At 39.9% G+C, this 22,966-nt stretch carries 20 protein-coding genes, 2 tRNA genes and 1 pseudogene; 13 read left to right on the forward strand and 10 right to left on the reverse strand.

The genetic code is table 11. The features are described from left to right. Nucleotides 1-35: 35 nt before the first annotated feature. The 3 genes and pseudogenes from CXF89_RS08460 to aspS all read right to left on the reverse strand — a co-directional run bounded on the left by CXF89_RS08460 (nucleotide 36) and on the right by aspS (nucleotide 2,774). Nucleotides 36-631: pseudogene (locus CXF89_RS08460) on the reverse strand (pentapeptide repeat-containing protein). A gap of 16 nt (nucleotides 632-647) precedes the next feature. Then, complete coding sequence (locus CXF89_RS08465; RefSeq protein ID WP_007586979.1) at nucleotides 648-878, reverse strand: hypothetical protein; 231 nt, start codon at nucleotides 876-878, stop codon at nucleotides 648-650. 117 nt (nucleotides 879-995) lie between these two features. Next, nucleotides 996-2,774, reverse strand: a complete 1,779-nt coding sequence (aspS, locus tag CXF89_RS08470; RefSeq protein WP_121954345.1) for an aspartate--tRNA ligase — start codon at nucleotides 2,772-2,774, stop codon at nucleotides 996-998. Between the two features lie 247 nt (nucleotides 2,775-3,021). Here aspS and CXF89_RS08475 point away from each other — a divergent pair, with 247 nt between their 5' ends. From CXF89_RS08475 to CXF89_RS08505, 7 genes are all read left to right on the forward strand, one after another. Next, on the forward strand, nucleotides 3,022-3,870 hold the full coding sequence (locus CXF89_RS08475; protein WP_121954358.1) for a DUF72 domain-containing protein: 849 nt from the start codon (nucleotides 3,022-3,024) through the stop codon (nucleotides 3,868-3,870). 24 nt (nucleotides 3,871-3,894) lie between these two features. Further along, nucleotides 3,895-4,395, forward strand: coding sequence for a M48 metallopeptidase family protein (locus CXF89_RS08480; RefSeq protein WP_121954346.1), 501 nt, complete (start codon nucleotides 3,895-3,897; stop codon nucleotides 4,393-4,395). Nucleotides 4,396-4,625: 230 nt separating this feature from the next. Continuing rightward, complete coding sequence (locus CXF89_RS08485) at nucleotides 4,626-6,809, forward strand: YHYH protein (protein ID WP_180961391.1); 2,184 nt, start codon at nucleotides 4,626-4,628, stop codon at nucleotides 6,807-6,809. Nucleotides 6,810-6,846: 37 nt separating this feature from the next. Further along, nucleotides 6,847-7,353, forward strand: coding sequence for a hypothetical protein (locus tag CXF89_RS08490; protein WP_121954347.1), 507 nt, complete (start codon nucleotides 6,847-6,849; stop codon nucleotides 7,351-7,353). Nucleotides 7,354-7,574: 221 nt separating this feature from the next. After that, nucleotides 7,575-8,933: an ATP-binding protein gene (locus CXF89_RS08495; RefSeq protein ID WP_257983191.1), complete on the forward strand. Its 1,359-nt coding sequence runs from the start codon at nucleotides 7,575-7,577 to the stop codon at nucleotides 8,931-8,933. A gap of 4 nt (nucleotides 8,934-8,937) precedes the next feature. Next, nucleotides 8,938-9,615 carry a response regulator gene (locus CXF89_RS08500; protein WP_121954349.1) on the forward strand — a complete coding sequence of 226 codons (678 nt, stop codon included), beginning with the start codon at nucleotides 8,938-8,940 and terminating at the stop codon, nucleotides 9,613-9,615. Between the two features lie 329 nt (nucleotides 9,616-9,944). Beyond that, a complete protein-coding gene (locus CXF89_RS08505) occupies nucleotides 9,945-10,931 on the forward strand; it encodes an IS110 family RNA-guided transposase (protein ID WP_121954350.1) in 987 nt (328 codons plus the stop codon). 47 nt (nucleotides 10,932-10,978) lie between these two features. Here CXF89_RS08505 and CXF89_RS08510 read toward each other — a convergent pair whose 3' ends face one another. Then, nucleotides 10,979-11,665, reverse strand: a complete 687-nt coding sequence (locus CXF89_RS08510; RefSeq protein WP_007586957.1) for a DUF3334 family protein — start codon at nucleotides 11,663-11,665, stop codon at nucleotides 10,979-10,981. 116 nt (nucleotides 11,666-11,781) lie between these two features. On the opposite strand from CXF89_RS08510, the gene cmoA reads away from it, so the two are divergent. The 5 genes from cmoA (at nucleotide 11,782) to CXF89_RS08535 (ending at nucleotide 16,129) form a co-directional block, all read left to right on the forward strand. Next, nucleotides 11,782-12,507 (forward strand): carboxy-S-adenosyl-L-methionine synthase CmoA, encoded by a 726-nt coding sequence (gene cmoA, locus CXF89_RS08515; protein ID WP_007378000.1) that lies wholly within the window; start codon nucleotides 11,782-11,784, stop codon nucleotides 12,505-12,507. A 12-nt stretch (nucleotides 12,508-12,519) separates the two neighbouring features. After that, a complete protein-coding gene (gene cmoB / locus CXF89_RS08520) occupies nucleotides 12,520-13,488 on the forward strand; it encodes a tRNA 5-methoxyuridine(34)/uridine 5-oxyacetic acid(34) synthase CmoB (RefSeq protein ID WP_007586955.1) in 969 nt (322 codons plus the stop codon). Between the two features lie 190 nt (nucleotides 13,489-13,678). Continuing rightward, nucleotides 13,679-14,731, forward strand: a complete 1,053-nt coding sequence (gene purM, locus CXF89_RS08525; RefSeq protein ID WP_121954351.1) for a phosphoribosylformylglycinamidine cyclo-ligase — start codon at nucleotides 13,679-13,681, stop codon at nucleotides 14,729-14,731. After that, nucleotides 14,731-15,378, forward strand: a complete 648-nt coding sequence (gene purN, locus CXF89_RS08530) for a phosphoribosylglycinamide formyltransferase (RefSeq protein WP_121954352.1) — start codon at nucleotides 14,731-14,733, stop codon at nucleotides 15,376-15,378. Before purM ends, purN begins: the two co-directional genes overlap by 1 nt. Nucleotides 15,379-15,394: 16 nt before the next feature. Next, on the forward strand, nucleotides 15,395-16,129 hold the full coding sequence (locus CXF89_RS08535; RefSeq protein ID WP_007586948.1) for a DUF3108 domain-containing protein: 735 nt from the start codon (nucleotides 15,395-15,397) through the stop codon (nucleotides 16,127-16,129). Nucleotides 16,130-16,167: 38 nt separating this feature from the next. Here CXF89_RS08535 and CXF89_RS08540 read toward each other — a convergent pair whose 3' ends face one another. Continuing rightward, entirely contained in the window at nucleotides 16,168-16,932 is a 765-nt protein-coding gene (locus CXF89_RS08540) for a class II glutamine amidotransferase (protein ID WP_024591316.1), read from the reverse strand. Between the two features lie 324 nt (nucleotides 16,933-17,256). Between CXF89_RS08540 and fadE the strand changes: the two genes are divergently transcribed. Further along, the gene (gene fadE / locus CXF89_RS08545; RefSeq protein WP_121954353.1) at nucleotides 17,257-19,713 is read left to right on the forward strand and encodes an acyl-CoA dehydrogenase FadE; all 2,457 of its coding nucleotides are present in this window, start codon (nucleotides 17,257-17,259) and stop codon (nucleotides 19,711-19,713) included. Here fadE and CXF89_RS08550 read toward each other — a convergent pair whose 3' ends face one another. The 5 genes from CXF89_RS08550 to CXF89_RS08570 form a co-directional block, all read right to left on the reverse strand. Next, on the reverse strand, nucleotides 19,714-20,829 hold the full coding sequence (locus CXF89_RS08550; protein ID WP_121954354.1) for a DUF6136 family protein: 1,116 nt from the start codon (nucleotides 20,827-20,829) through the stop codon (nucleotides 19,714-19,716). Beyond that, nucleotides 20,826-21,416 carry an ABC transporter ATP-binding protein gene (locus tag CXF89_RS08555; RefSeq protein ID WP_121954355.1) on the reverse strand — a complete coding sequence of 197 codons (591 nt, stop codon included), beginning with the start codon at nucleotides 21,414-21,416 and terminating at the stop codon, nucleotides 20,826-20,828. Before CXF89_RS08555 ends, CXF89_RS08550 begins: the two co-directional genes overlap by 4 nt. Before the next feature lie 291 nt (nucleotides 21,417-21,707). Then, nucleotides 21,708-22,436 carry a helix-turn-helix domain-containing protein gene (locus CXF89_RS08560; protein WP_121954356.1) on the reverse strand — a complete coding sequence of 243 codons (729 nt, stop codon included), beginning with the start codon at nucleotides 22,434-22,436 and terminating at the stop codon, nucleotides 21,708-21,710. 210 nt (nucleotides 22,437-22,646) lie between these two features. After that, a tRNA-Asp gene (locus tag CXF89_RS08565) sits at nucleotides 22,647-22,723 on the reverse strand. A gap of 54 nt (nucleotides 22,724-22,777) precedes the next feature. Beyond that, nucleotides 22,778-22,854 (reverse strand) — tRNA-Asp (locus CXF89_RS08570). Nucleotides 22,855-22,966 lie beyond the last annotated feature (112 nt).

Here is a 22,966-nt window from a genome sequence, read left to right on the forward strand (position 1 = left end):
TGTCGCTTCTAGATATTTAATCATATTAAACTAAATTAATCACATAGTTCTATATTAAGGCTGGTAAGCAAGTTTAGTGCTTCGAAGCGATCAAACTTAGCATTCGCTAAATATTATTATTCAAATCTATATTAAACGCCGTGGCACCTACAAAATCACATTTTGTTAAGTTAGTTTGAAAAAACTCACTATCGCGAAAATCTGTTCCTGTAAATTCACTACCGCTTAAATCAGCGTGTCTAAAATCAACATTTTTGGCAAAGCAGTGTGTTAGTTTGAGGGCTTTGAGAGTTAATTCAAAAAAAGAACTATTACTGAGCTCACAATAATTAAAACTCACCGGTGCGTTAATACTAAGCGCTGGCCAATCTACATCAGCCCATTGCAAACTATTTAATTTACAGTGGCTAAAATTTACATTTTCAAGCGAACTGTAGTTCCATTTAAGTGACGATAAATTACAGTTTTTAAAACTACATTCTATAAATCGGCAATGTTTAAACTGCCCGCCTGAAAAGTCGCAATCGATAAATATACACTCTTCAAACTCAGAGTTTTCAGTTAGCTGCTCTGCGTACTGCAAAGCATTAAATTGCTCATCAAAATACTGGTTATTGTTACTTAACAACACAATTCACCTATTAAATTTAACCCGTGTAGCCATTACTTTTAGGTAAATCTTTTTTAAGCGCAAGCACTGCAATAAAAATCAAAGCAAATAGTGGAAATAGCGCTAAACAGCCACCCACAAAAGCTAAAACACCCGGCATAGTACTTTTACGCTTACCTATTTTGTAGCTAATTACAGCAAAAATAGGAATACACAGCACAATAATAAAAACTAAAAACTCACCAAATAAGGTTGCATTGATCGACATAATAATTCCTTTTCATCTGTTCGTTTAAAACACACTCTGCTTTAAATTTAACCACAAAAAAACCCTCAAGCATATAACTTAAGGGTTTTTAAAATTAGCTTAAAAGCTAAGCAAAAATTACTCTTCGCTTGATACTTCTTTTTCTACAACACTAATTGCAAGCTCAGCTAACGAGTCAAGGTTAGGTTTGCTTGGCGCGTTGGTTAATAAACACGACGCTTGTGTTGTTTTAGGGAAAGCAATAACGTCACGAATGTTATCGGTACCACATAAAAGCATTGCTAAACGGTCAAGGCCAAATGCTAAACCAGCATGTGGTGGTGTGCCGTATTTAAGTGCATCAAGTAAAAAGCCAAACTTGTCTTGTTGCTCTTGCTCGTTAATACCTAAAATTCTAAATGCAGTTTCTTGCATATCTGCATTATGAATACGTACCGAACCGCCACCAACTTCGTAGCCGTTTAATACCATATCGTAGGCATCTGAAATAGCTGCTGCTGGGTTTGCTTCAAGCTCACTGGCGTTAATGTCTTTTGGTGCAGTGAATGGATGATGTACAGCATGTAATGTGCCTTCGTCATCTTCTTCAAACATTGGGAAGTCTACAACCCAAAGTGGTGCCCAGCTATTAAGGTTAGTGATTTCTAAATCAACACCAATTTTAACGCGCAGTGCGCCCATTGCTTCATTTACTGTGTTGCGCTTATCGGCACCAAATAAAATGATATCGCCAGACTGAGCATTAGTACGCTCAAGTAATTTAGTAATTACGTCTTCGCTTAAAAACTTAGCTACTGGTGATTGAACACCCTCAGCGCCTGCAGTGTGGTCGTTTACTTTCATCCACGCCATGCCTTTAGCGCCGTAAATACCAATAAACTTAGTGTAATCGTCAAGTTGTTTACGAGAAAGCTTAGCGCCACCCGGTACAGTTAACACAGCAACGCGACCTTTTTCGTCGTTAGCCGGACCTGAGAAAACATTAAACTCTACGTCTTTAACTAAATCTGCAACATCAACCAATTTCATTGGGTTACGTAAATCTGGCTTATCAGAACCGTAAAGGCTCATTGCCTCGCTGTAAGGCATGATTGGAAAATCGCCTAAATCAACGTTTAGTAATGTTTGCCACATCTCGCGGATCATTTTTTCAGTCATACCACGTACTTGATCAGAGCTCATGAACGAGGTTTCTATATCTATTTGGGTAAATTCTGGTTGGCGATCGGCACGTAAATCTTCATCACGGAAACATTTAACAATTTGGTAGTAACGGTCAAAACCCGACATCATCAACAATTGCTTAAACAACTGTGGTGACTGTGGTAAAGCGTAAAAACTACCTTTGTGAACGCGGCTTGGTACTAAATAATCGCGCGCACCTTCTGGCGTTGCTTTAGTAAGTACTGGTGTTTCGATGTCTAAAAAGCCGTTTTCATCTAAAAAGCGACGAACAAAGCTGCTTGCTTTAGCACGTAATTTAATACGGTCACTCATTTCTAGACGACGTAGGTCTAGGTAGCGGTATTTTAAACGACGCTCTTCAGAGTTTACTTGGTTAAAATCAAGCGGTAATGGCTCTGAGCGGTTAATAATATTAAGCTCTTTACCTAAAATTTCGATCTCCCCTGTTGCCATGTCTTTATTTACTTGGCTGTCTGGGCGTGCGCGAACAATACCTTTTAACTGAACACAAAATTCTTGGCGAAGTGTGTTAGCTGAACTCATTAACTCTTCAATGTCAGAGTCGAATACAACTTGTACTAAACCTTCTCTATCGCGTAAATCGACAAAGATAAGTCCACCAAGGTCACGTCGTTTGTTGATCCAGCCACATAGTTCAACTTCTTGATCTACGTGAGTTTTATTTAGCTGTCCGCAATATATAGAGCGCATAGTTTTCCTGTCAGATAAAAGGCTTAAACGGCTAAACTTATTTGTTTTAAGGCGTGTGATTTAAAAAACAGGTCACCACAATACAAATAAAGCCGCTAGCAATCTAAAAATAATCAAATTAAGCCCTGCATTATACTCAACTAACATTAAGATGCTAGGGCGTGTGCCGCTTTTGCCCCTGAATTTACAGCAGCTCGTTTTGTTATTTGCTACACTATCGCCACTTTATAATAAGGCGCTAGTTTGTATGTTATATATTGGATGCCCGCAGTGGTCGAGTAATGCATGGAAAGGCAATTTATTTTCAAGCCAATGTAAAAACGCCGATATGCTTAGCCAATACGCACAACACTTTAATTCTGTTGAAGGCAATACCAGCTTTTACGCTGATCCTTCGCCAAGCACCGTATTGCGCTGGGCAAACAGCGTACCCGACGATTTTAAATTTACTTTTAAGTTTAATCGTCGCTTTAGCCACGAGCTGCACCTAACTAATGTTCAAACCGAGCTTACTGATTGGCTTAACTTGTTTACCCCTATTTTAGAAAAAATCGGGCAAATCATGCTGCAATTACCTAAAGCATTTGGTCCTGGTGACTTACCCAAACTCGCCCAATTTATTAGCCTATTACCAAAAGAGGTTAATTACGGTGTAGAGGTACGTCATACTGCGTTTTTTCAAAAGGGCGAAGCCGAAATAGCGCTTAATCAGTTATTAATGGCAAACAACATAAATCGCATATCGATGGATACTCGCGCCCTATTTGCGGTAAAACCAACAACCGAAGCGCTAATAGACGCACAGCAAAAAAAGCCGCATTTACCCGTGCATGCCATTGCTACAAGCACGCAACCCATGGCGCGCTTTGTTATCGCCGATTTACAAAACGACTATAAACCCTTTTATAAACCGTGGCTAAGTAAAGTAAAACAATGGCTTGATGAAGGAAAAACCCCTTATGTGTTTTTTCATACAGCAGATAACCGAGAAGCGCCATTATTAGCAAGGCAGTTTTGTAAGGACCTAGGTTATGATCACAAAGCATTAAACCCATTTACTGGCGAAAAAGAAGCCCACCAGCAAGCACTTTTTTAAAAGTAAAACGACAGAGAAGCAATAATGAGTGAATACGCACGTTACTTTACCGGCTACCCAGCTAACATTGTTGAGCAAGTATTAAGCCTTATAGATAACAACAAGGTATGTGACTACTTACTTAAAAAGTATCCGCAAGCACATACCATTACTAGCGATAAACTACTTTATAACTACGCAACCGAGCTTAAAAAACAGTATTTAAAAAATGCACCACCGTTTGGGCGCGCAGCATTTAAAAAGCAAGGCGACATGGTCACCAACGCACTTGGTACACATACGTATCGAATGCAAGGTAAAACCCGTAAGCACGATTTAGCGATAAACAGCGACTTACTGCGCGCTCCCGAGCCATTATTAAAAGCGTTAGTGGTACATGAGCTCGCCCACTTTAAAGAAAAAGATCACAACAAAGGCTTTTATCAACTTTGCTGCCATATGGAGCCGAGTTATCACCAGCTAGAGTTAGATTTAAGAATTTTTTGTGTGGTCGTCGCAATGGGAGAAAATCCTTATTTAAAATAAGGGTTTTACCGTTGTTTAACTGAGTGAAAATAACGCCCATGCTTAAGTTAATATTTCCTTCCATAACCAAGCGTTCATACCCAGTCTTTTATCCCCGTAAGCAACTCACAACTTAACGCCTGCCCTTAATAAAAACAAAAAAGTTTAAAACTACATAATTGCCCTACATTTGAGAACTACACTCTTAATAGCTAATTCTTTCTATGTACTCTTAATCTTTGGAGTTTTAAATGATGAAAAATACCTATGCCTTTTTACTCAGTGCACTGTGCTGTGTAACCTTAAGTGCCTGCAACGAGCAAAACAGCCAATCACTTGAACAATCAAGCCTCAATGATTTTACTCTAACAAGCTCAAAGGTAAGCGATGGCGGTAACTTGCCTATTACTTATACGTGCGATGGGCAAAGCATTAGCCCTCCACTTAACTGGAGCGGTGCACCTAACACAACCAAATATTATGCGTTAATTATGGATCATAAAGCGCCAGAGGGAATGCATTGGTATTGGACCATGTACAATATTGCCGCCGATAAAACACGAATTAAAGCGGGCGAAACTCTCGGTGAAGTAGGCTCTAATAGCGTAAACGATTTAAACCAATATGCGCCGCCTTGCTCTAAAGGTCCAGGTGAAAAAAGCTATACTTATACTGTGTATGCGTTATCTGCACCGGTTACCTTTAATAGCGATACAAAAGTAGATCGCTCAGCATTACTCGCCGCTGTAAAAAATATTACTCTCGATACTGCAAGTATGACGGTTAAATACTCGCGAAGCGCTAATAGCGCCGAGCAAAAACCGGATTCAAAACCAACACCAAACGAGCAACCAAAGCCTGACAAATCATATTTAACCGCTAACGTAAAATCACCTCGTTGTGATGCTATTACACAATCAGTAAGTAATGCAGGGTTTGATCAAAGCGTATCTGTTACGTGCGATGAACAATATGCTTATATTGCCTCATCTACTTATCCTGATCATGACGTAATGACTGGTATTACAGGTACTAACGAGCAAATACCTGTTCCAGCTAAAGACTACGCCGCACCTATAAAGCTAAATCCTAAAAAAGCAAAAGCAATAACAACAATTGATGCAGCCGTAGGTGTTGCCGTTAATGGCGTACCAATATACGACTATTCTTCGCAAGGTGAACTGGACGTAAATAGCTACGATGAAAAACACGACACTTTAGCACTCGGACAGTTAGATATATGTGGCGGACACGCAGGACGAGGTGATGACTACCATTATCATGTATCGCCAACGTGTATGATTGACACAATGAAAAACCAATCAAGCGATGCCATTATTGGTTGGGCTTACGATGGTTACCCGCTGTATGGCAGTAAAAACCCAGACGGCAGTGCAATTGCCAAAGGTGACCTTGATGTATGTAACGGACAAACCGACGACACATTTGGTTATCGCTACCAAACATCAGCTACACCGCCGTATATTATTCAGTGCTTAGTAGGTGAAGTAGATACCGCAAAATTACCAAGAGTGTCACCACTTAGTGGCGATACTCAAGGTATAAGAGCCGATCTGCGCCCGCCACAAGGAGGCGTTGAAAACTTAACGCACGCAATCTCTGAAAATGGCAGCCGTACAATGAGCTATTCATACAAAGGTGAAAACTACTTTACTACCTACAGCCCTGCATCACAGGGAAAAGACTGCTATAGCTTTAAACAAAAAACCATCAGTAATGGTGGCAAAGTTCAAACAGGTACATTTTGTAGAGGCCCGCAGCCAAATCACCTTACTCCAACAGTCACTAAGCAAAATACAAATCCTGCCATTACAGGCAAGCATAACTTAAAGCTAGAAGCATGGGCTGATAACTGGTTTACAGCCTACATAGGCGAGCAGTTACTTGTTGAAGATTCGGTGCCTATAACCACAGAGCGCTCATTTAATGCCGAAAGCATTACGTTTTCTGCAAACTACCCTATTGAGCTTAATTTAATAATTAAAGACTTTAAGCAAAACGACACTGGGCTTGAATACATCGGTGCTAAAAATCAGCAAATGGGTGATGGCGGTTTCATTATGCAACTTACCGACACCGATACAAATAAAGTAGTTGCCGTAAGCGATCAAAGCTTTAAATGCGAAATACTTCACAAAGCGCCGCTTAACAAATTATGCGAAAGCGAATCAAACCCTGTCGCAGGCGAAGGTGTTTGTACATTTATGTCAAAAGAAGCGCCAACTAACTGGCTGCAAAGTAACTTTGATAACGCAAACTGGGCTAATGCAGTAGAGCACAACTTTGCCGGTGTAGGACCAAAAGACGGTTACGACGATATTAACTGGGATGAAAACGCAAAATTCATATGGGGCGAAGACTTAGAAACCGACAACACCCTTATTTGTAAAGCAACTATTGAGCAACATCAATAAACAAAAAGGTCAACCGCCTCAATAAAAGGTAGTAATTATGTATTTTTTAAAAAAATTAAAATGGCTAATGCTATCGTGTATTTTAACAAGTATGAGCACTCAAGTGAGCGCCCATGTGTTAAAAAACACAACAGCCCAAGTAATTTTAAGAGACGGGCAAGTTGAGGTTAAAGTATTAACTAATGCTGAGCATTTAATTTCAGCGCTGCAAAGCGAGCAAGCATGGCTTATGGGCGATATTGATAAGCTTATGCCTACAAACTTAAGTGCAGAGCAACAAGAAGAGTTTGTAAAAAATGCACTTAAACAAAAAACGAGCTTACGTGTAAATCAGCAAGTTATCGTGTTTGAACGCGTCGCTTTTACCACCAGCAACAACGAAGCGCACGACCTAGAAATTGTTTTTCAAGCGAAGCACACATTTACAACAGTAGATGATCTTGCTATATCGTTCCCTAAAAGTTTAGGTGCAGTACACGCAAGCTTTGTAAAACCACAATATAAGTTACTGGGTGCTGGCGATACCGCAAAAATAAAGTTTTAGCCCAAGAATCAACATACCTAAAAAGCTTACTTAAAAAGGATTTTAGTAAGCAACTCCCTAAATACGCTAATTGTAGGCACATAATCAATATGCAATACTGCTTGGTACGTTAACACATGATTTTTACTATTTGCCAATCAGTGAAATTAATACATAAATTCTTTTTAGCTTTTTTTATCACTAATATCGCCCTTGTTGGGCTTATGTTTGTGTTTATATACATGACCTTTTCGTCAGGGTTTAACGACTTTGTTGAACAAGAAGAAACAAAGCATGTAGCAACGGTTAAGCAGCAACTTATTGAGCTTTATAGCGAATTAGGCAGTTGGCAACCCATTACGCAAAACACACAATTATGGCGCTCTATTGTGGAGCCACAAAAAAAGCCAGGCGAGCCTGAAACGAATAAACACACAAGCACCCCACCCAAACCAAATAGCAGCAATGCAACGCCCTCTTTATTGTGGGTACACTTACCTGCAGGTTCCCTTAAAACTGGGCAGCGTATAAGTTTATATGATCAAAATAAAAAGGTTGTTGTTGGTAGAGCTAATTTAAACGACAACCCACATATAGAACCTATTTTATTAAACAATAACGTTATAGGCTGGATAGGTTTAGTACCTTCAAAGCTTGTGCAAAGTAGCCCAGCAAAAGCCTTTTTAGCAGCGCAATTTCATAACTATTTTATGATCACATTACTCGTTATTGCGCTCGCATTTATTATGGCTATTGTGTTATCTCGCCATTTAATAAAACCAATAAAGCAAATAGTAACTGGCACCGATGAGTTAACAAAAGGAAATTTTGCCAGCAGAATAACCTCCTCTAGTAAAGATGAGCTAGGTACCCTATCCAACAACTTTAATGCCTTAGCCCACACGCTTGAGCAAAACCAACAAATGCGGTTTCAATGGGTGTCAGACACATCCCACGAATTAAGAACCCCACTTACCGTACTACGCTCGCATTTACTAGCCGTACAAGATGGCGTATTTACAGCCGACACAAAGCGCATTAATTTACTCATAAACCAAGTAGATAATTTAAGTCACATTGTTGACGACCTAGCCCAACTAGCACAAACAGATAGCGTTAATTTAACCTATAACAATGCGCGTACTGATTTAATAAGCATTTTTGAGCAATCAATTGAAAACTACACCGCTCGCTTTAAAGAGCGTGAATTAAATGTAGATAGCAAAAGCTTAGCCAAAGCCGGTAAATGTATAATAAATGGCGATAAAGAACGCCTTGTGCAACTATTTTCAAACCTGTTAGAAAATACCTGCAGATACACGCATAAAGGTGGGCAAGTAATAATACTTGCCAACAAAACACCTAATAAAATTGAGCTTATTTTACAAGACTCAGCCCCAGGTGTTTTACCAAACGACTTACAAAAATTATTTGAGCGTTTTTATCGCGTTGAAAAATCTCGAAGCCGAGAGCACGGCGGCTCGGGCTTAGGACTTGCACTTTGCAAACAAATAGTAGAGGCACATGGCGGTCAAATATCGTTGCACAACTCACCACTCGGTGGGCTAGAAGTAAAAATAACACTGACACTTTTAGGTTAAAATAATGGCATCACAAAAAATACTTATCGTTGAAGACGAAGAAAACATTGCAGAGGTACTTATTGCCTATACTAAGCAACAAAATTACGAAACTGAGCACTTTAATAGCGGCAAAGGTGTAGTTAGTTTTGTAAAACAAAACGCTGTAGATTTAATACTTCTTGATTTAATGCTGCCAGATGTTGATGGCATAGAACTATGTAAGCAAATTAGAGCCTTTTCAAACGTGCCTATTATTATGCTTACCGCAAAAAGTGAAGAAATAGACCGCTTACTGGGTTTAGAGCTCGGCGCCGATGACTACATATGCAAACCTTTCAGCCCTAAAGAAGTTATAGCGCGCATAAAAGCTGTACTAAGAAGGACCAGCCAGCCTAAAACCAACATCATCATTTATAATAATTTTCAATTACACGAAGACGATTACGAAGCCCGCCTAAACGGCAAAAGTATTGGCTTTACCGCCGTCGAGTTTAAAATATTTTTACTATTTATAAGCCACGTAGGTCGTGTTTTTACCCGCGAAGATATTATTAATAACGTATACAGTGATACAACCGACATATTCGATCGCAACATAGATACACACATTAAAAATATACGAAAAAAGATTAACGACGTTCAAGCAGGACTAAACCCAATAGCTGCGGTTTATAGTGTGGGTTATAAGTTTAAAGAGTAGGTTTACTTATTCAAATAAAGCTAACATGACGAAAAAGCGCGATATAAATCGCGCTTTTATTTTAATCACTAACCTGAACACTCATAACTAAGGATTAATAGCAGAGCAAACGTTGGGTTTCGTTTCACTCAACCCAACCTTGTATCTCTTCTTGATGAGTGTTTAGCTAGCACTTGTCACATCGGGAAGACAGTGAGCTCGTACCCAACCAGAGTGTGAAAATGCTGTGACGTAGATTGAGCCCTGACTTCCTAACCTCCATTAAACTGAATGGTATCCTAGCGCCCCAACTAAGGGTGACGCTGCATGTACAAGGGGAGTAGATAGAGATGAAAGCTTTTATTGGCATTGATGTGGGTAAAGAAAAGTTAGATATTTCCTGGCTACGCGATGTAGTCAAAAGTAAAAAGAAAACGAAGATTTTTAAAAATAACCCGCAGGGCTATCAAGAGTTAGTTGCCTGGTTGATAAAGAATACAAATTTAGAAGCACAAGATATTGTTATTACAACAGAGCCCATAGGTGTTTATAGCGAGCCGCTGATGTATTTCCTATATGAGCAAGGATTTATTTTATTACATGTAAATCCTGGTAAAGCAAAACAGTACGCAAGTTCATTAGGGCTTGTCCATAAGACAGACAAGTCAGACGCCACAATGCTTGCTCGTTATGGTCATGACCAACAGCACTCACTTTTAAGTTGGCAGCCTGAGCCTGTTGAAGCGAGAGAGTTAAAAGTAATGGCGCGTAGACTTGAAGCACTTGAGCAAGACTTACGTCGCGAAGAAAATCGTTATGAAGCTGTTGGTTTCTCAGGTGCATCTACTCGAGTTACTCAGTCAATTGAAGATATGATAGCTGCACTAAAAACTGAGATAGGCAAGCTAAAAAATGACATTGATGAGCATATTGATAGACACCCACAATTAAAAAAGAACCGCCAATTGCTTCAAAGTATCAAAGGTGTTGGAGATGTAATATCACGTATGATGGTGTCCTTGATGGCATGTAAACAGTTTAAAAATGCCAAGCAATTAGCTTGTTACTTAGGCTTAATACCTAAGCTTAATGAGTCAGGCAAACGGGCTGGAAAAACAACCTTAAGCAAAGAAGGGCCTGGGTATATAAGGGCTAAATTGTATATGGCTGCTGTAGTAGCTGTACAACATAATCCAGATATAAAAGCCCAAAATAAGCGATTAGTGGAGCAAGGTAAAACAAAAATGCAGGCAATTGGTGCTGCAATGAGAAAGCTGACACATATCTGTTTTGGTGTTGTGAAGAATCAAACTGAATATCAGCCCCAAGCTATTTAAAGAAAGCTTGAGGCTGGTTAGAAGAGATGGTATCTACGTAAATAGGCTTAAAGTCCTAAGCCTGCCATAAAATCATCATCGGCATCGTCTTGCTCTACTGCGGTAGATGCTTTTTCTTTATCCGCTTTTTTACGTGCTTCGTTTTCAATTATGTCATCAGGGTCTAGTGCTTCTGCAATATCAAAGTCGTGTAATTTAATAAACTCTGTTTTATCCATCGCTAATTCCAAGTAAAAGATATTTTGTTTACTTGTAGTGAATGTTACGCGGCGGGCTTGCGGGCGATCCATGGTGGTATCTACCGATATTTGCACTTGCTTGTTTATTGCCATCATTTTTGGCTGGTTTTGCGTAATTGAAGTATGTAACTGCTCGCGCACTTTAGACGTAAAGTCGCCAACAATTTGATTCATCAACTCGCCTAGTACGTTTGATACGTCGTCTGATAAATGGCTATGCGCTATTTCATCTTCTGGCATCCCCATGTTGCGCATGTAATCGCCATAAATTTCCATCGCCGCTTGCGAAGTAAAGTTGGTAATTACAAGCCCTGTAAAACCGCCGTCAAATAAAACAAAGCAGCCAATATCTGGTCGCATACATGTACGTGTTATTTTTTGCACCATGGCTGAGTAGCTAATACCATTACCGCTGGCTGAAGTGAGTACGCCTGTCACTGAATGACAAAGGGTTGCTAATATATCGTCTGTGCTGATGACCTTACTTTTGCTCATTTAATCTTCTCTTTTATACTTATTATTCATAATTCTAGTCAAGCTACTGAATTTATCACTGACTATCCAGTATAAAATGTTAAAATAGCGCCATTATTTACAAAGAGACTGCCTTCGTGACCATAAAAGACAGTATTTATGCCTCTGAGCAACAAGTAAAAGATTTTAGCTTTGACCAAAATGTAGTCGAAGTTTTTCCAGATATGATTCAGCGCTCGGTACCGGGCTACGCAACTATTGTCAGTACAATGGGTAAGCTTGCGGGTGAGTATGCACAAAGTAACTCAAATCTTTATGATTTAGGCTGTTCACTGGGTGCAGTAACGCTTAGCATGCGACGAAATATTCGCACCGATAACTGCCATATAATAGCGGTAGATAATTCTCAAGCTATGGTTGAGCGTTGTAAGGTACATTTACAAGGTTTTAAATCAGATGTGCCTGTTACTGTTACTTTGGGCGATATTAACGAGCTTGAGATTCAAAACGCCTCAGTAGTAGCAATGAACTTTACTTTGCAGTTTATTCCACATGCGCAGCGCCAAGCTGTGCTTGAAAAAATATATGCTAATTTAAAACCTGGCGGCGTATTACTGTTAAGCGAAAAAATTAAAGCTGAAAACGAGCAATGCGACAATTTATTGATTGATTTGCACCACGACTTTAAACGACACAATGGTTACTCTGAGCTTGAAATAAGCCAAAAGCGTACCGCCATCGAAAACGTTATGCGCCCAGATACACTAAGCGCTCACTTTACTCGCTTACAAGATATTGGTTTTAGCCAAACTCAAGTGTGGTATCAATGTTTTAATTTTTGCTCAATGGTAGCAATTAAATAAAGAGAGTCATCCATGTCTCAATGGTTTAACCAATTTTACGCATCTATCGCACAAAGCCCACTTAGTCATTGGCTAGAAACCTTGCCTGCACAATTAAAACATTGGCAAAACGAGGCTAGCCACGGTGATTTACCTAAATGGCAAAAAGTACTTAAAAACTTGCCAGAGGTGGCTACAACACACGTTGATATTTCTACTAAGGTAGAAATTGGCGCACCAGGGGAGATGAGTGATGGCGAGCAAAAGCAAGCCATGCATTTATTAAAACGCATGATGCCATGGCGCAAAGGCCCATTTAGTGTGCATGGTATTGAAATAGACACAGAGTGGCGCAGTGATTGGAAGTGGGACCGCCTGCTTCCTCATATTGAGCCATTAAAAGGCCGCACCGTATTAGATATTGGTTGTGGCTCAGGTTATCATTTATGGCGTATGCGCGGTGAAGGCGCAGAGTTTGTAGTGGGTATTGATCCGTCTGATTTATTTTTATGTCAGTTTCAGGCAATTAAACACTACAACCCAGACGAAAACGTGCATTTACTGCCACTAGGCGTTGAAGCATTACCTGAGCTTAAAGCGTTTGATACGGTTTTTTCGATGGGCGTACTTTATCATCGTCGCTCACCTATCGACTTTTTAGCGCAGTTAAAAGCCCAGCTTCGCCCCGGCGGCGAACTCGTACTTGAAACGCTAGTAATTGAAGGTGATGAAAACACAGTATTAGTGCCTACCGACCGCTACGCTAAAATGCGCAACGTTTGGTTTATTCCAAGTACTGCAGCATTAAAACTGTGGATGGAACGCGTTGGCTTTAAAGATGTACAAATAAAAGATTGCGCTATTACCACGCTTGAAGAACAACGCAAAACAGACTGGATGGAAAACGAATCGTTAATCGACTTTTTAGATCCAAACGATACAAGTAAAACAATTGAAGGCTACCCCGCTCCACTTCGAGCCATATTAACCGCAAAAGCATAGCTGTTAATTTAACGCCTTTAATACTAAAAAAACGCCTATGGGCGTTTTTTTGTTTATTTAAACAACAGACAGCGGACAAGTGTCCTTGTTAATTATTTCAAAATTACATTTGAGCTAGCCGCGACCTTGCAATTGTTGTAAAATACGCGCGTTTCTAAGCAACCCAAAACAACTATTTTGAGGAAAACCTGTGAGCGAACAAAAACAGTCTCTAAGCTATAAAGACGCGGGCGTAGATATCGACGCTGGTAATGCACTTGTTGAGCGTATTAAAGGCGTAGTTAAAAAAACTCGTCGTCCTGAAGTAATGGGCGGAATTGGTGGTTTTGGCGCACTTTGCGAAATTCCTGAAGGCTACAAGCAACCAGTATTAGTTGCAGGCACAGATGGCGTTGGTACTAAACTACGTTTAGCAATCGACTTAAAAAAACACGATACTGTTGGTATTGATTTAGTTGCGATGTGTGTAAACGACTTAATTGTTCAAGGTGCTGAACCCCTGTTTTTTCTAGATTACTATGCAACTGGTAAACTAGATGTAGACACAGCAGCTGACGTAGTTACAGGTATTGGCAAAGGTTGTGAAATTTCAGGTTGTGCCCTAATTGGTGGCGAAACAGCTGAAATGCCAGGTATGTATGATGGTGAAGACTACGACATGGCAGGCTTTTGTACAGGCGTTGTAGAAAAATCTAAAATTATTGATGGCACAAAAGTAGCAGCAGGCGATCAGCTTATTGCACTTGCTTCAAGCGGCCCTCATTCAAATGGCTTCTCTTTAATTCGTAAAGTACTTGAAGTGTCAAAAGCTGATACCAGCGCTGAATTTGAAGGTAAAACTTTAGGCGAAACCTTACTTGAGCCTACGCGTATTTACGTAAAACCTTTACTTGAGTTATTCAAAAACGTTGACGTACATGCGCTTTCGCATATTACTGGCGGCGGTTTTTGGGAAAACATTCCACGCGTATTACCCGCTTCAGCAAAAGCTGTAGTTAAAGGTGATAGCTGGCAGTGGCCACCTATTTTTAACTGGTTACAAGAAAACGGTAATATTACTACACACGAAATGTACCGTACATTTAACTGTGGTGTAGGTATGGTTTTAGTAGTTCCTGCAGACAAACTTGAGCAAAGCTTAACAATGCTAAAAGACTTGGGCGAAAATGCATGGCACCTTGGTGAAATTCAAGATGCAGCAGCTGGCGAAGAGCAAGTTGAAATTGTAGGTGGTGCTAAGTAATGGCACCAACTCGTCTGGTAGTTTTAATCTCAGGTAGTGGCTCTAATTTACAAGCCATCATAGATGCCTGCGAACGTGGCGAGATAAACGGACATATAGCGGCTGTTATTAGTAACAAAGCAGACGCTTATGGCCTAGAGCGTGCAAAACAAGCAGGTATTGCTACAAAAGTGCTCAGTCATAAAGATTTTGACTCGCGCGAAGCGTACGATGCGCAATTAATGAACGTTATCGACTCTTTTATGCCAAATCTAGTTGTATTAGCTGGGTTTATGCGTATTCTTACTCCTGGCTTAGTGCAAAAATATGTTGGAAAAATGTTGAACATTCATCCATCTTTGTTGCCTAAGTATCAGGGGCTGAATACCCACCAAAGAGCAATTGATGCAAAAGACGATGTTCATGGCGTAAGTGTTCACTTTGTTACTGAAGAATTAGACGGCGGTCCCGTTATTCTTCAGGCGCAAATACCTGTACTCAAGGATGATACAGCAGAAACATTAGCAAAACGCGTGCATGAGCAAGAGCATATAATTTATCCTTTGGTGGTCAAGTGGTTCAGTGAACACAGACTTACTATGGAAGCAGATTATGCAGTTCTTGACAAAAAACAACTTCCTGCACACGGCGCGCACTACTCACAATAAAAAAATAAGTGCCCTGTTGTTATGTGCGGGCGCTTTACTTCCAACTAGCCTAATTGCAGGCGAATTGACCCAATATCAAGCTAACTACGATATTTTACGCAAAGGTAAAAATCATGGTGAGGCTGTTCGTGAGCTCAAAAAAATGGGCGACGATACTTATGAACTAACATACCACAGCAATATTGAGTGGATGATTTTCTCTGATTCTCGTGAAGAAACATCAAAGTTTACCTTTAAAGATGGCAAGGTTACCCCGCATCATTACAATATGATCCGCACCGGTACAGGCCCAGATAAAGATTATAAAATTGATTTTGATACAACAAACAAAGTAGTGACTAGCAGCGCTAGCGAATACCCACTTAAATGCGAATGGACTGATGAATTTCAGGATGCTATTTCATACCAAGTGCAAGTGCGCGAAGGATTGAAAAAAGGCGAAACGAGCTTTTCATTCCCGCTTATAGACAAAAAAGGTAACCGCCGCGACTACAACTTTGAAGTTGTTGAAAAAGAGATGATCTCCCTACCTATCGGTAATGTAGAAGCCATTAAAGTAAAACGTTTATACGATAACGATAAACGCCAAGCAATTGCATGGTTTGCGCCAGAAATGGATTACATGCTGGTACGTATGTGGAAAGGCGAAAAAGGTATGGAGCAGTTTGAAGTTCAAATGAATTCATTTACTGTTACTGCGCCTACAGCTGTTGCGCCTGCAACAGCACAACAACCTCAAGAAGCTAACTAAATTTAATTAAACTAAAGTTAATATTTAAAATAGGTGGGCTAAATTAGCTCACCCATTTTAAACAATGCAAATTCCCCCGGCTCCATTTTTTGCCAACGCTCATCATTCGTCAAAGGCCTTGTAGCTATAACTGTTACTACATCGTTTGGTGTAGTCTCTTGTTGAAAATCAACCACCATGTCGGCATCAATCAACGTTGCTTTACCAAATGGCGCACGGCGCGTTATGTAATGTAAGTTATTAGTGCAATACGCTAAAACAAACACCCCGTCGGTCAATAACATATTAAACACCCCTTTTTCACGAAGGGTATGCGAAAGCTTAGCGGCGTATCTAAAAACCGACGCCATATTACTTGGACGCTTTGGGTATTTTTCACGAATTTTATCAAGTAACCAACAAAAAGCGAGTTCGCTATCGGTGTTACCTACTGGGCGATAGTACTGCGGTTTTAAATCATGATAATTAGATAGCTGCCCGTTATGAGCGTAAGTAAGCTCGCGCCCCCATAACTCTCGCGTAAAAGGATGAGTATTTTCAAGGCATACTCTCCCGCGGTTACCTTGGCGAATATGGCTAATAACCGAGACACTTTTAATGGGGTATGCTTTGACGAGCTTTGCAATTTCAGATTGATAACTCGGCTCAGGATCTTTAAAGGTTCTACAGCCTTTACCTTCGTAAAATGTAATACCCCAACCATCTTTATGTGGTCCCGTGTTTCCGCCACGCTCTAAAAGGCCTGAAAAACTAAAACAAATATCGGTAGGCACATTGGCTGACATGCCAAGTAATTCACACATTAATAAAATAACCCTTAAAAACCATACATTAAAATAAATAGCGTTATATTTGTGTATTAAGCGTACACTAATTTGCAGCCCGCTATAACGGCTATACTTACTTAAAAAGTGTCATTTTGCTATTAGATTTATTTATTTTTACGTTAACACTACTTACGGTTAATGCTTTGACTATACGATAGTTATTGTGCGTTCCTCTGTCGGGTAATTAAATATCGTATTTAAGTTACTTTCTACTACAATTTAACATCGTTATGTACTTGAAAATTACTGTTACTAGCGCTACTCTAAGTGAGGTGGTCTGACCTCTATTAAGGAATAAAAATGACACTCATATTTACACTGGTTCTAATCGCGTTGCTTTGCACTGCGGTTTACCACAGAGCAAGTTGGAACACAGCACTTGGTGTTTCGGCTATAACTTTATTAATTGGTACCTTTGCAGGTGCTTTTGGTTTAATTAGCTGGTTGATCTTTTTGATCATCGCGGTTCCTCTTTCTGTTACTGGCCTTCGTCAGCAATATATCATCAAGCCTATTTTTGCTACGTTTAAAAAAGTAACGCCAAGCATGTCTGATACTGAAAAATCAGCTATTGATGCCGGTACGACGTGGTGGGAAGCTGACTTATTTTGCGGTAACCCAGATTGGAAAAAACTTCACCAATACCCAGTTCCTAAACTTACTATTGAAGAGCAAGCCTTTGTTGATGGCCCTGTTGAAGTAGTATGTAGCATGTTGGACGATTGGGAAGCAACGCACGAGTTAACCGACCTTCCTCAAGATGTATGGCAATATCTAAAAGATAATAAATTCTTTGCCATGATCATCAAAAAAGAATACGGCGGTTTAGAGTTTTCTGCATTTGCACAGTCTTGTGTACTTCAAAAACTAACAAGTAAATCAACATTACTTTCGTCAATTGTGGGTGTACCGAACTCTTTAGGCCCAGGTGAATTATTACAACACTATGGTACAAAAGAGCAAAAAGATCATTACTTACCGCGCCTAGCGAGCGGTCAAGAAATTCCATGTTTTGCATTAACTTCGCCAGAAGCGGGTTCTGATGCAAGTTCAATTCCAGACTACGGTGTGGTATGTAAAGGGCAATGGAATGGTGAAGAGGTTGTGGGTGTTAGTTTAACGTGGAATAAGCGTTACATTACACTTGCCCCAGTGGCTACCGTGCTTGGACTTGCGTTTAAATTACAAGATCCAGACGGCCTAATTGGCGACAATAAAGAGCCAGGCATTACATGTGCACTTATTCCAACGGATACTCCTGGAGTAGAAATTGGTCGTAGACACTTCCCACTAAACGTACCATTTCAAAATGGCCCTACTCGCGGTAAAGACATTTTCGTACCACTTGATTATATTATTGGTGGTCCAGATATGGCTGGTCAAGGCTGGCGCATGTTGGTTGAATGTTTATCGGTTGGTCGTGCAATTACATTGCCGTCAAACTCTGCCGGTGGCATTAAAATGATTGCTATTGCGACAGGTGCTTATAGCCGCATTCGTCGTCAGTTCCGTTTACCTATAGGTAAAATGGAAGGTGTTGAAGAGTCACTTGCTAAATTAGCTGGTTACGCTTACAGCTCTGATGCTGCGGTTAGTATGTCTACGGGTGCTGTTGATTTAGGCGAAAAGCCATCTGTTGTTTCTGCCATTATTAAATACCACCTGACAGAGCAAATGCGTGATGCAACTATTCATGCAATGGATGTACTTGGCGGTAAGGGCATCATGCTTGGGCCAAATAACTATTTAGGTCGTGGCTATCAAGGTGCACCTATTGCCATTACCGTTGAAGGTGCAAACATCTTGACCCGTAATATGATTATTTATGGTCAAGGTGCTATTCGCTGTCATCCATTTGTACTTACCGAGCTAGGTGCGTGCGAAATTGAAGACCGTGAAGAAGCGCTTAGCGTATTTGATAAAGCGCTAATGGGTCACATTGGTTTTACTATGTCGAACCTTGTACGTACTAAGTGGCTTGCTCTTACCGGCGCTCGTTTTACAAGTGTGCCGTACAACGACGAAACCGCTGAGTTTTACCGTATAGCGTCACGCTTTAGTGCATCACTTGCTCTTATGTCAGACATTAGCATGGCAGTATTTGGTGGTTCACTAAAACGTAAAGAACGTATTTCAGCACGTTTAGGTGACTTACTTAGTTACTTATACTTAGTGTCTGCAACGCTTAAGCGTTACAACGACGAAGGCCGTAAAAAAGAAGATTTTGCTCTAGTAAAATGGAGTTGCCAAGATCACCTTTACCATTGCCAACGTGCACTTGCTGATTTAATTAATAACATGCCTTCGGCTCCACTACGTGCCGTGTTAAAAGTATTGTTATTCCCGTTTGGTCGCCCGGTTCGTAAACCAACTGACCAACTTGAGCATAAACTTGCGCAACTACTACAAGTACCTAGCGAAACGCGTAACCGTTTAGCAAGCTATGTATACTTAACAAATGAGCCGCTCAACCTTGTAGGTCGTCAAGAGCAAACGCTTAAAGACGTACTTGCTGTTGAGCCATTATTTGACCGTGTATGCAAAGAAAAAGGTCTTAAACTGCCATTCTTCCAGCTTGATAAAGTAGCGCAAATGGGGCTTGAAGCAGGCATATTAAGCCAAGCAGAGGCTGATAAACTAGCTGCTGTTGAGCAATCGCGTTTAGATGTTATTAACGTTGATGACTTCGACCCTGCTGACTTACTTGCAGGCAAAGCCGCACGTAATAGCGTTAAAAAAGAAGCTGATGCTGCTTAACTAATTTAGTAAAGCAAGCACCCCAGCTGTAAAAAAAATCCAAACCAGCGCATAATGCGCTGGTTTTTTTTGTGCAAAATTAACCTGCAACAAACACCACGGTAAACCTAAACTCAACAAAATAATGTTTAATCTCTCAAACGTAATGCTGTAAGTTACAAAGGTCGCTAAAAACAACAGCATACTAGGTATAAACTGGCTAATATAAAACGTCCGTGCTTTTTGGCATGTATTAAAAAACAAGCGATATTGTGCATAAATTTTAGCGCAATCAAATTGTAATGAGCTGCAAAATAATACAATAAAAGCCATCGCCACAGCATCAAGTATATTAACGAGATCAGCACGCTCAGCGACTAACGTAGTCGAGGCCATAAACACACATAAAAGTAACGACATACGCCATACCAGTGTCCAGCTATGGTTTATAAAGTAGCAAAACCAAAAGCCAAATAATGACCGAACACTGACATGCCCATTTATATTAACTCTAGGTATAAGCAAGCTAATGCTAAAGATGATTGAAAAAACAATATGATAAATAAGCGGCGGTATGTTGATGGGAGTGAATAAAAAAAGGCCGCTTAACATAAAACCATAAACTAGTGCGCTAGGTTTGTATAAACACACAATGCCTAATCCTAACTGAATAAACATAAATACTATAAAATGCGGCACCTTTAACCACTGTTCAAAGGTAAGATCAAGCGCTATCAACAAACTAGCGATAAGCCAGCCATTGCTGATAAATAACAATTTAATATCGGCAAGGTGAAGCCAGCTAGGGTGAGCGATCGTAAGTTGAAACAGCCGTTGGTTACTATTTTTAATCGCCAGTTTCATTGCGCTTATCATCACGCTTTGCAATAACAAGTAAAATAGTGCCATTTGCGCGCCATATAAAGGCGTATCTGCACTATCTATAATTTTCCCTAAGCCTAAAAAAAGCAATAATACAAAACCAAGAGCGGATGATCCCAACACCACTAAAAATAACAAACCAAAGTTTTTTAGCTGTTGAAGCAATTGCTTAAGCTCAAACGTGTACGCTAAATACCGGTAACCTATAAACGCGAGATACTGATTAAGTTTGCTTTTTATGCTTATGATACTCATAGCGAGACACACTTAAAACCATGCTCAATAAACACAGCGGGCTCGTGGCAAGTAATGATAATTTGCCCATTGGGTTTGTCAGCCAAATAAGCATCGAGTTGGCTTAAAAGAGTGTGAATACTGGTTTGATCGAGCGCAGCACTTGGCTCATCTAATAATAAATAAGGTGATTTACGCATTAATGCTAAAATTAGCTGGCATTTTTTTTGATTGCCCGACGACAGTGCTTCGAATCGCGTATTTAAAAATGCATTAAAGTTAAACCCGTTAACCAGCGAATGGGGCCAATCGCAACCTAATGTGTTAACAGATAAATCAATAATTTGATTTGCAGTTAAAAAATCTGGTAACGCAATACGGTCACTGGCAATTGCTACGGTTTTTGTTGGAGTGTTCAATCGGCTACCAGCGAATAAAAGTGAACCACTTTGGGGCTTTTCGAGTCCTGCTAGCATCATAAGTAATGTCGTTTTTCCATGGCCGTTAGGCGCTTCAATACACCCCTTTTGATCTGAAAAAACTTTATTGTAATCCTTAAAAACAACATTGCCTGTAAATTGCTTATTTAAGCCTATAACCTCAATCATAAACATCCCTCTAAATTAATTATTTATTATAAGAGTTCTGTTATGAGAAACAGTTCATGATTGAAGTAATATTTTAGCTAATAGCGCTAAACAGTTTATAAAAAAGGATCAAGGCTTAGCTCCCCCTGATACAGTCTCTGTCATTAATAAGTATTTTAATAATAACATGTTTGTTAAAGGCAATTTTATTCAGTATGACCCCATAGGAAGCCTTTGGCTAATACATGCACTCTACCTGAAAGTTTTTTGCTATAAATATAATGAAAAATTACTATAACTTATTTAAACTTATTACTGACAGCTTGTTAACCTTGGCTGTAACACTGAAAGCACCAAACCAAACACAGCAGCAAAAAGGCCTAAAAACTCAAGCCAACTATTACCCATATGTTCAATCGTATGTGGCTCCACCTTCACTAAAAGATAAACTCTCTTACCACCCTCAACCTTTTCTACAAATGACTCACCGACATACTCACCCATTAACTTGTAAAGCTCTTTACGCCTAACCTGCATTTCATAACGCCCCTCTTTGAATGCATTACTTTTACCTGGGATAAATAGTGTATAGTCCCTCCAATTTTCAAAAATATCTTGAGGTTCATCTGCTCTCACCACACCGAATGATTTGTACTCATAAAAGTTTTCGTTAAATACATCATTTTTATACCCTGAATAAAATAACGCACAACCAATAGATATTAAAAACATAGCCAAGTAAATAAACTTACGTTGCGTGGCCGAGTTTTTCACTGTTTTATTTTTATACCACTGTTCGACATCCGGTATTTGTATTAACCTAGCTTTATCATGACTGGATACGAGGGGTTCCATAAACTTATCAATTGAAAGATCTAATGCTATCAATAAGGATCTAAATATTTCATTTGAGGGAATTGATTTATCGTTTTCAAGTTTTGATAAATAACTTTGCTCTATCCCCGCCTGCTCTGCAAATTCAGGCTGGCTCAATTTTTTGTCATTTCTTAGCTGCTTTAGTTGTTGACCTAATGTACTCATTTTAGTGCTTCCGTTTTTAAAGTGAGACTAGATTCTTGGCTATTCATGCAGATATAAAAAGCTGAATATTAAAGAATAAGCTGGAATATTAGCAGGTTAGTATAAAGGAGTCGATCTGATAGCTGATAGCTGATAACTGATAGTCAAAGAATGTTTTATTTAATTATTTAATCAAGGGTTTTATAAACTTATTATTGAGGAAATAACAAGTGGCGGAGTGGACGGGACTCGAACCCGCGACCCCCGGCGTGACAGGCCGGTATTCTAACCAACTGAACTACCACTCCGCAGTGGTATGTGCATGGGGTAATGCACTTACTAATTTTAATCATGATATCAAATGGCGGAGTGGACGGGACTCGAACCCGCGACCCCCGGCGTGACAGGCCGGTATTCTAACCAACTGAACTACCACTCCGCAGAGATATCATTATACTTGTTATTACTTAATTTGTTGGCGGAGTGGACGGGACTCGAACCCGCGACCCCCGGCGTGACAGGCCGGTATTCTAACCAACTGAACTACCACT

This window comes from Pseudoalteromonas sp. MelDa3 (genome assembly GCF_002863625.1).
Taxonomy (GTDB): Bacteria; Pseudomonadota; Gammaproteobacteria; order Enterobacterales; family Alteromonadaceae; genus Pseudoalteromonas; species Pseudoalteromonas arctica.

What these genes read in the sequence shown, in the direction of transcription:
- CXF89_RS08465 (WP_007586979.1), bottom strand. Translation starts at nt 878, where the DNA reads ATGTCGATCAATGCAACCTTATTTGGTGAGTTTTTAGTTTTTATTATT.
- CXF89_RS08480 (WP_121954346.1), top strand. Translation starts at nt 3,895, where the DNA reads ATGAGTGAATACGCACGTTACTTTACCGGCTACCCAGCTAACATTGTT.
- CXF89_RS08495 (WP_257983191.1), top strand. Translation starts at nt 7,575, where the DNA reads ATGACCTTTTCGTCAGGGTTTAACGACTTTGTTGAACAAGAAGAAACA.
- CXF89_RS08500 (WP_121954349.1), top strand. Translation starts at nt 8,938, where the DNA reads ATGGCATCACAAAAAATACTTATCGTTGAAGACGAAGAAAACATTGCA.
- CXF89_RS08550 (WP_121954354.1), bottom strand. Translation starts at nt 20,829, where the DNA reads ATGAGTATCATAAGCATAAAAAGCAAACTTAATCAGTATCTCGCGTTT.
- CXF89_RS08490 (WP_121954347.1), top strand. Translation starts at nt 6,847, where the DNA reads ATGTATTTTTTAAAAAAATTAAAATGGCTAATGCTATCGTGTATTTTA.
- cmoB (WP_007586955.1), top strand. Translation starts at nt 12,520, where the DNA reads ATGTCTCAATGGTTTAACCAATTTTACGCATCTATCGCACAAAGCCCA.
- CXF89_RS08560 (WP_121954356.1), bottom strand. Translation starts at nt 22,436, where the DNA reads ATGAGTACATTAGGTCAACAACTAAAGCAGCTAAGAAATGACAAAAAA.
- CXF89_RS08540 (WP_024591316.1), bottom strand. Translation starts at nt 16,932, where the DNA reads ATGTGTGAATTACTTGGCATGTCAGCCAATGTGCCTACCGATATTTGT.
- CXF89_RS08555 (WP_121954355.1), bottom strand. Translation starts at nt 21,416, where the DNA reads ATGATTGAGGTTATAGGCTTAAATAAGCAATTTACAGGCAATGTTGTT.
- fadE (WP_121954353.1), top strand. Translation starts at nt 17,257, where the DNA reads ATGACACTCATATTTACACTGGTTCTAATCGCGTTGCTTTGCACTGCG.
- aspS (WP_121954345.1), bottom strand. Translation starts at nt 2,774, where the DNA reads ATGCGCTCTATATATTGCGGACAGCTAAATAAAACTCACGTAGATCAA.
- CXF89_RS08510 (WP_007586957.1), bottom strand. Translation starts at nt 11,665, where the DNA reads ATGAGCAAAAGTAAGGTCATCAGCACAGACGATATATTAGCAACCCTT.
- CXF89_RS08485 (WP_180961391.1), top strand. Translation starts at nt 4,626, where the DNA reads ATGATGAAAAATACCTATGCCTTTTTACTCAGTGCACTGTGCTGTGTA.
- CXF89_RS08475 (WP_121954358.1), top strand. Translation starts at nt 3,022, where the DNA reads ATGTTATATATTGGATGCCCGCAGTGGTCGAGTAATGCATGGAAAGGC.
- CXF89_RS08505 (WP_121954350.1), top strand. Translation starts at nt 9,945, where the DNA reads ATGAAAGCTTTTATTGGCATTGATGTGGGTAAAGAAAAGTTAGATATT.
- purN (WP_121954352.1), top strand. Translation starts at nt 14,731, where the DNA reads ATGGCACCAACTCGTCTGGTAGTTTTAATCTCAGGTAGTGGCTCTAAT.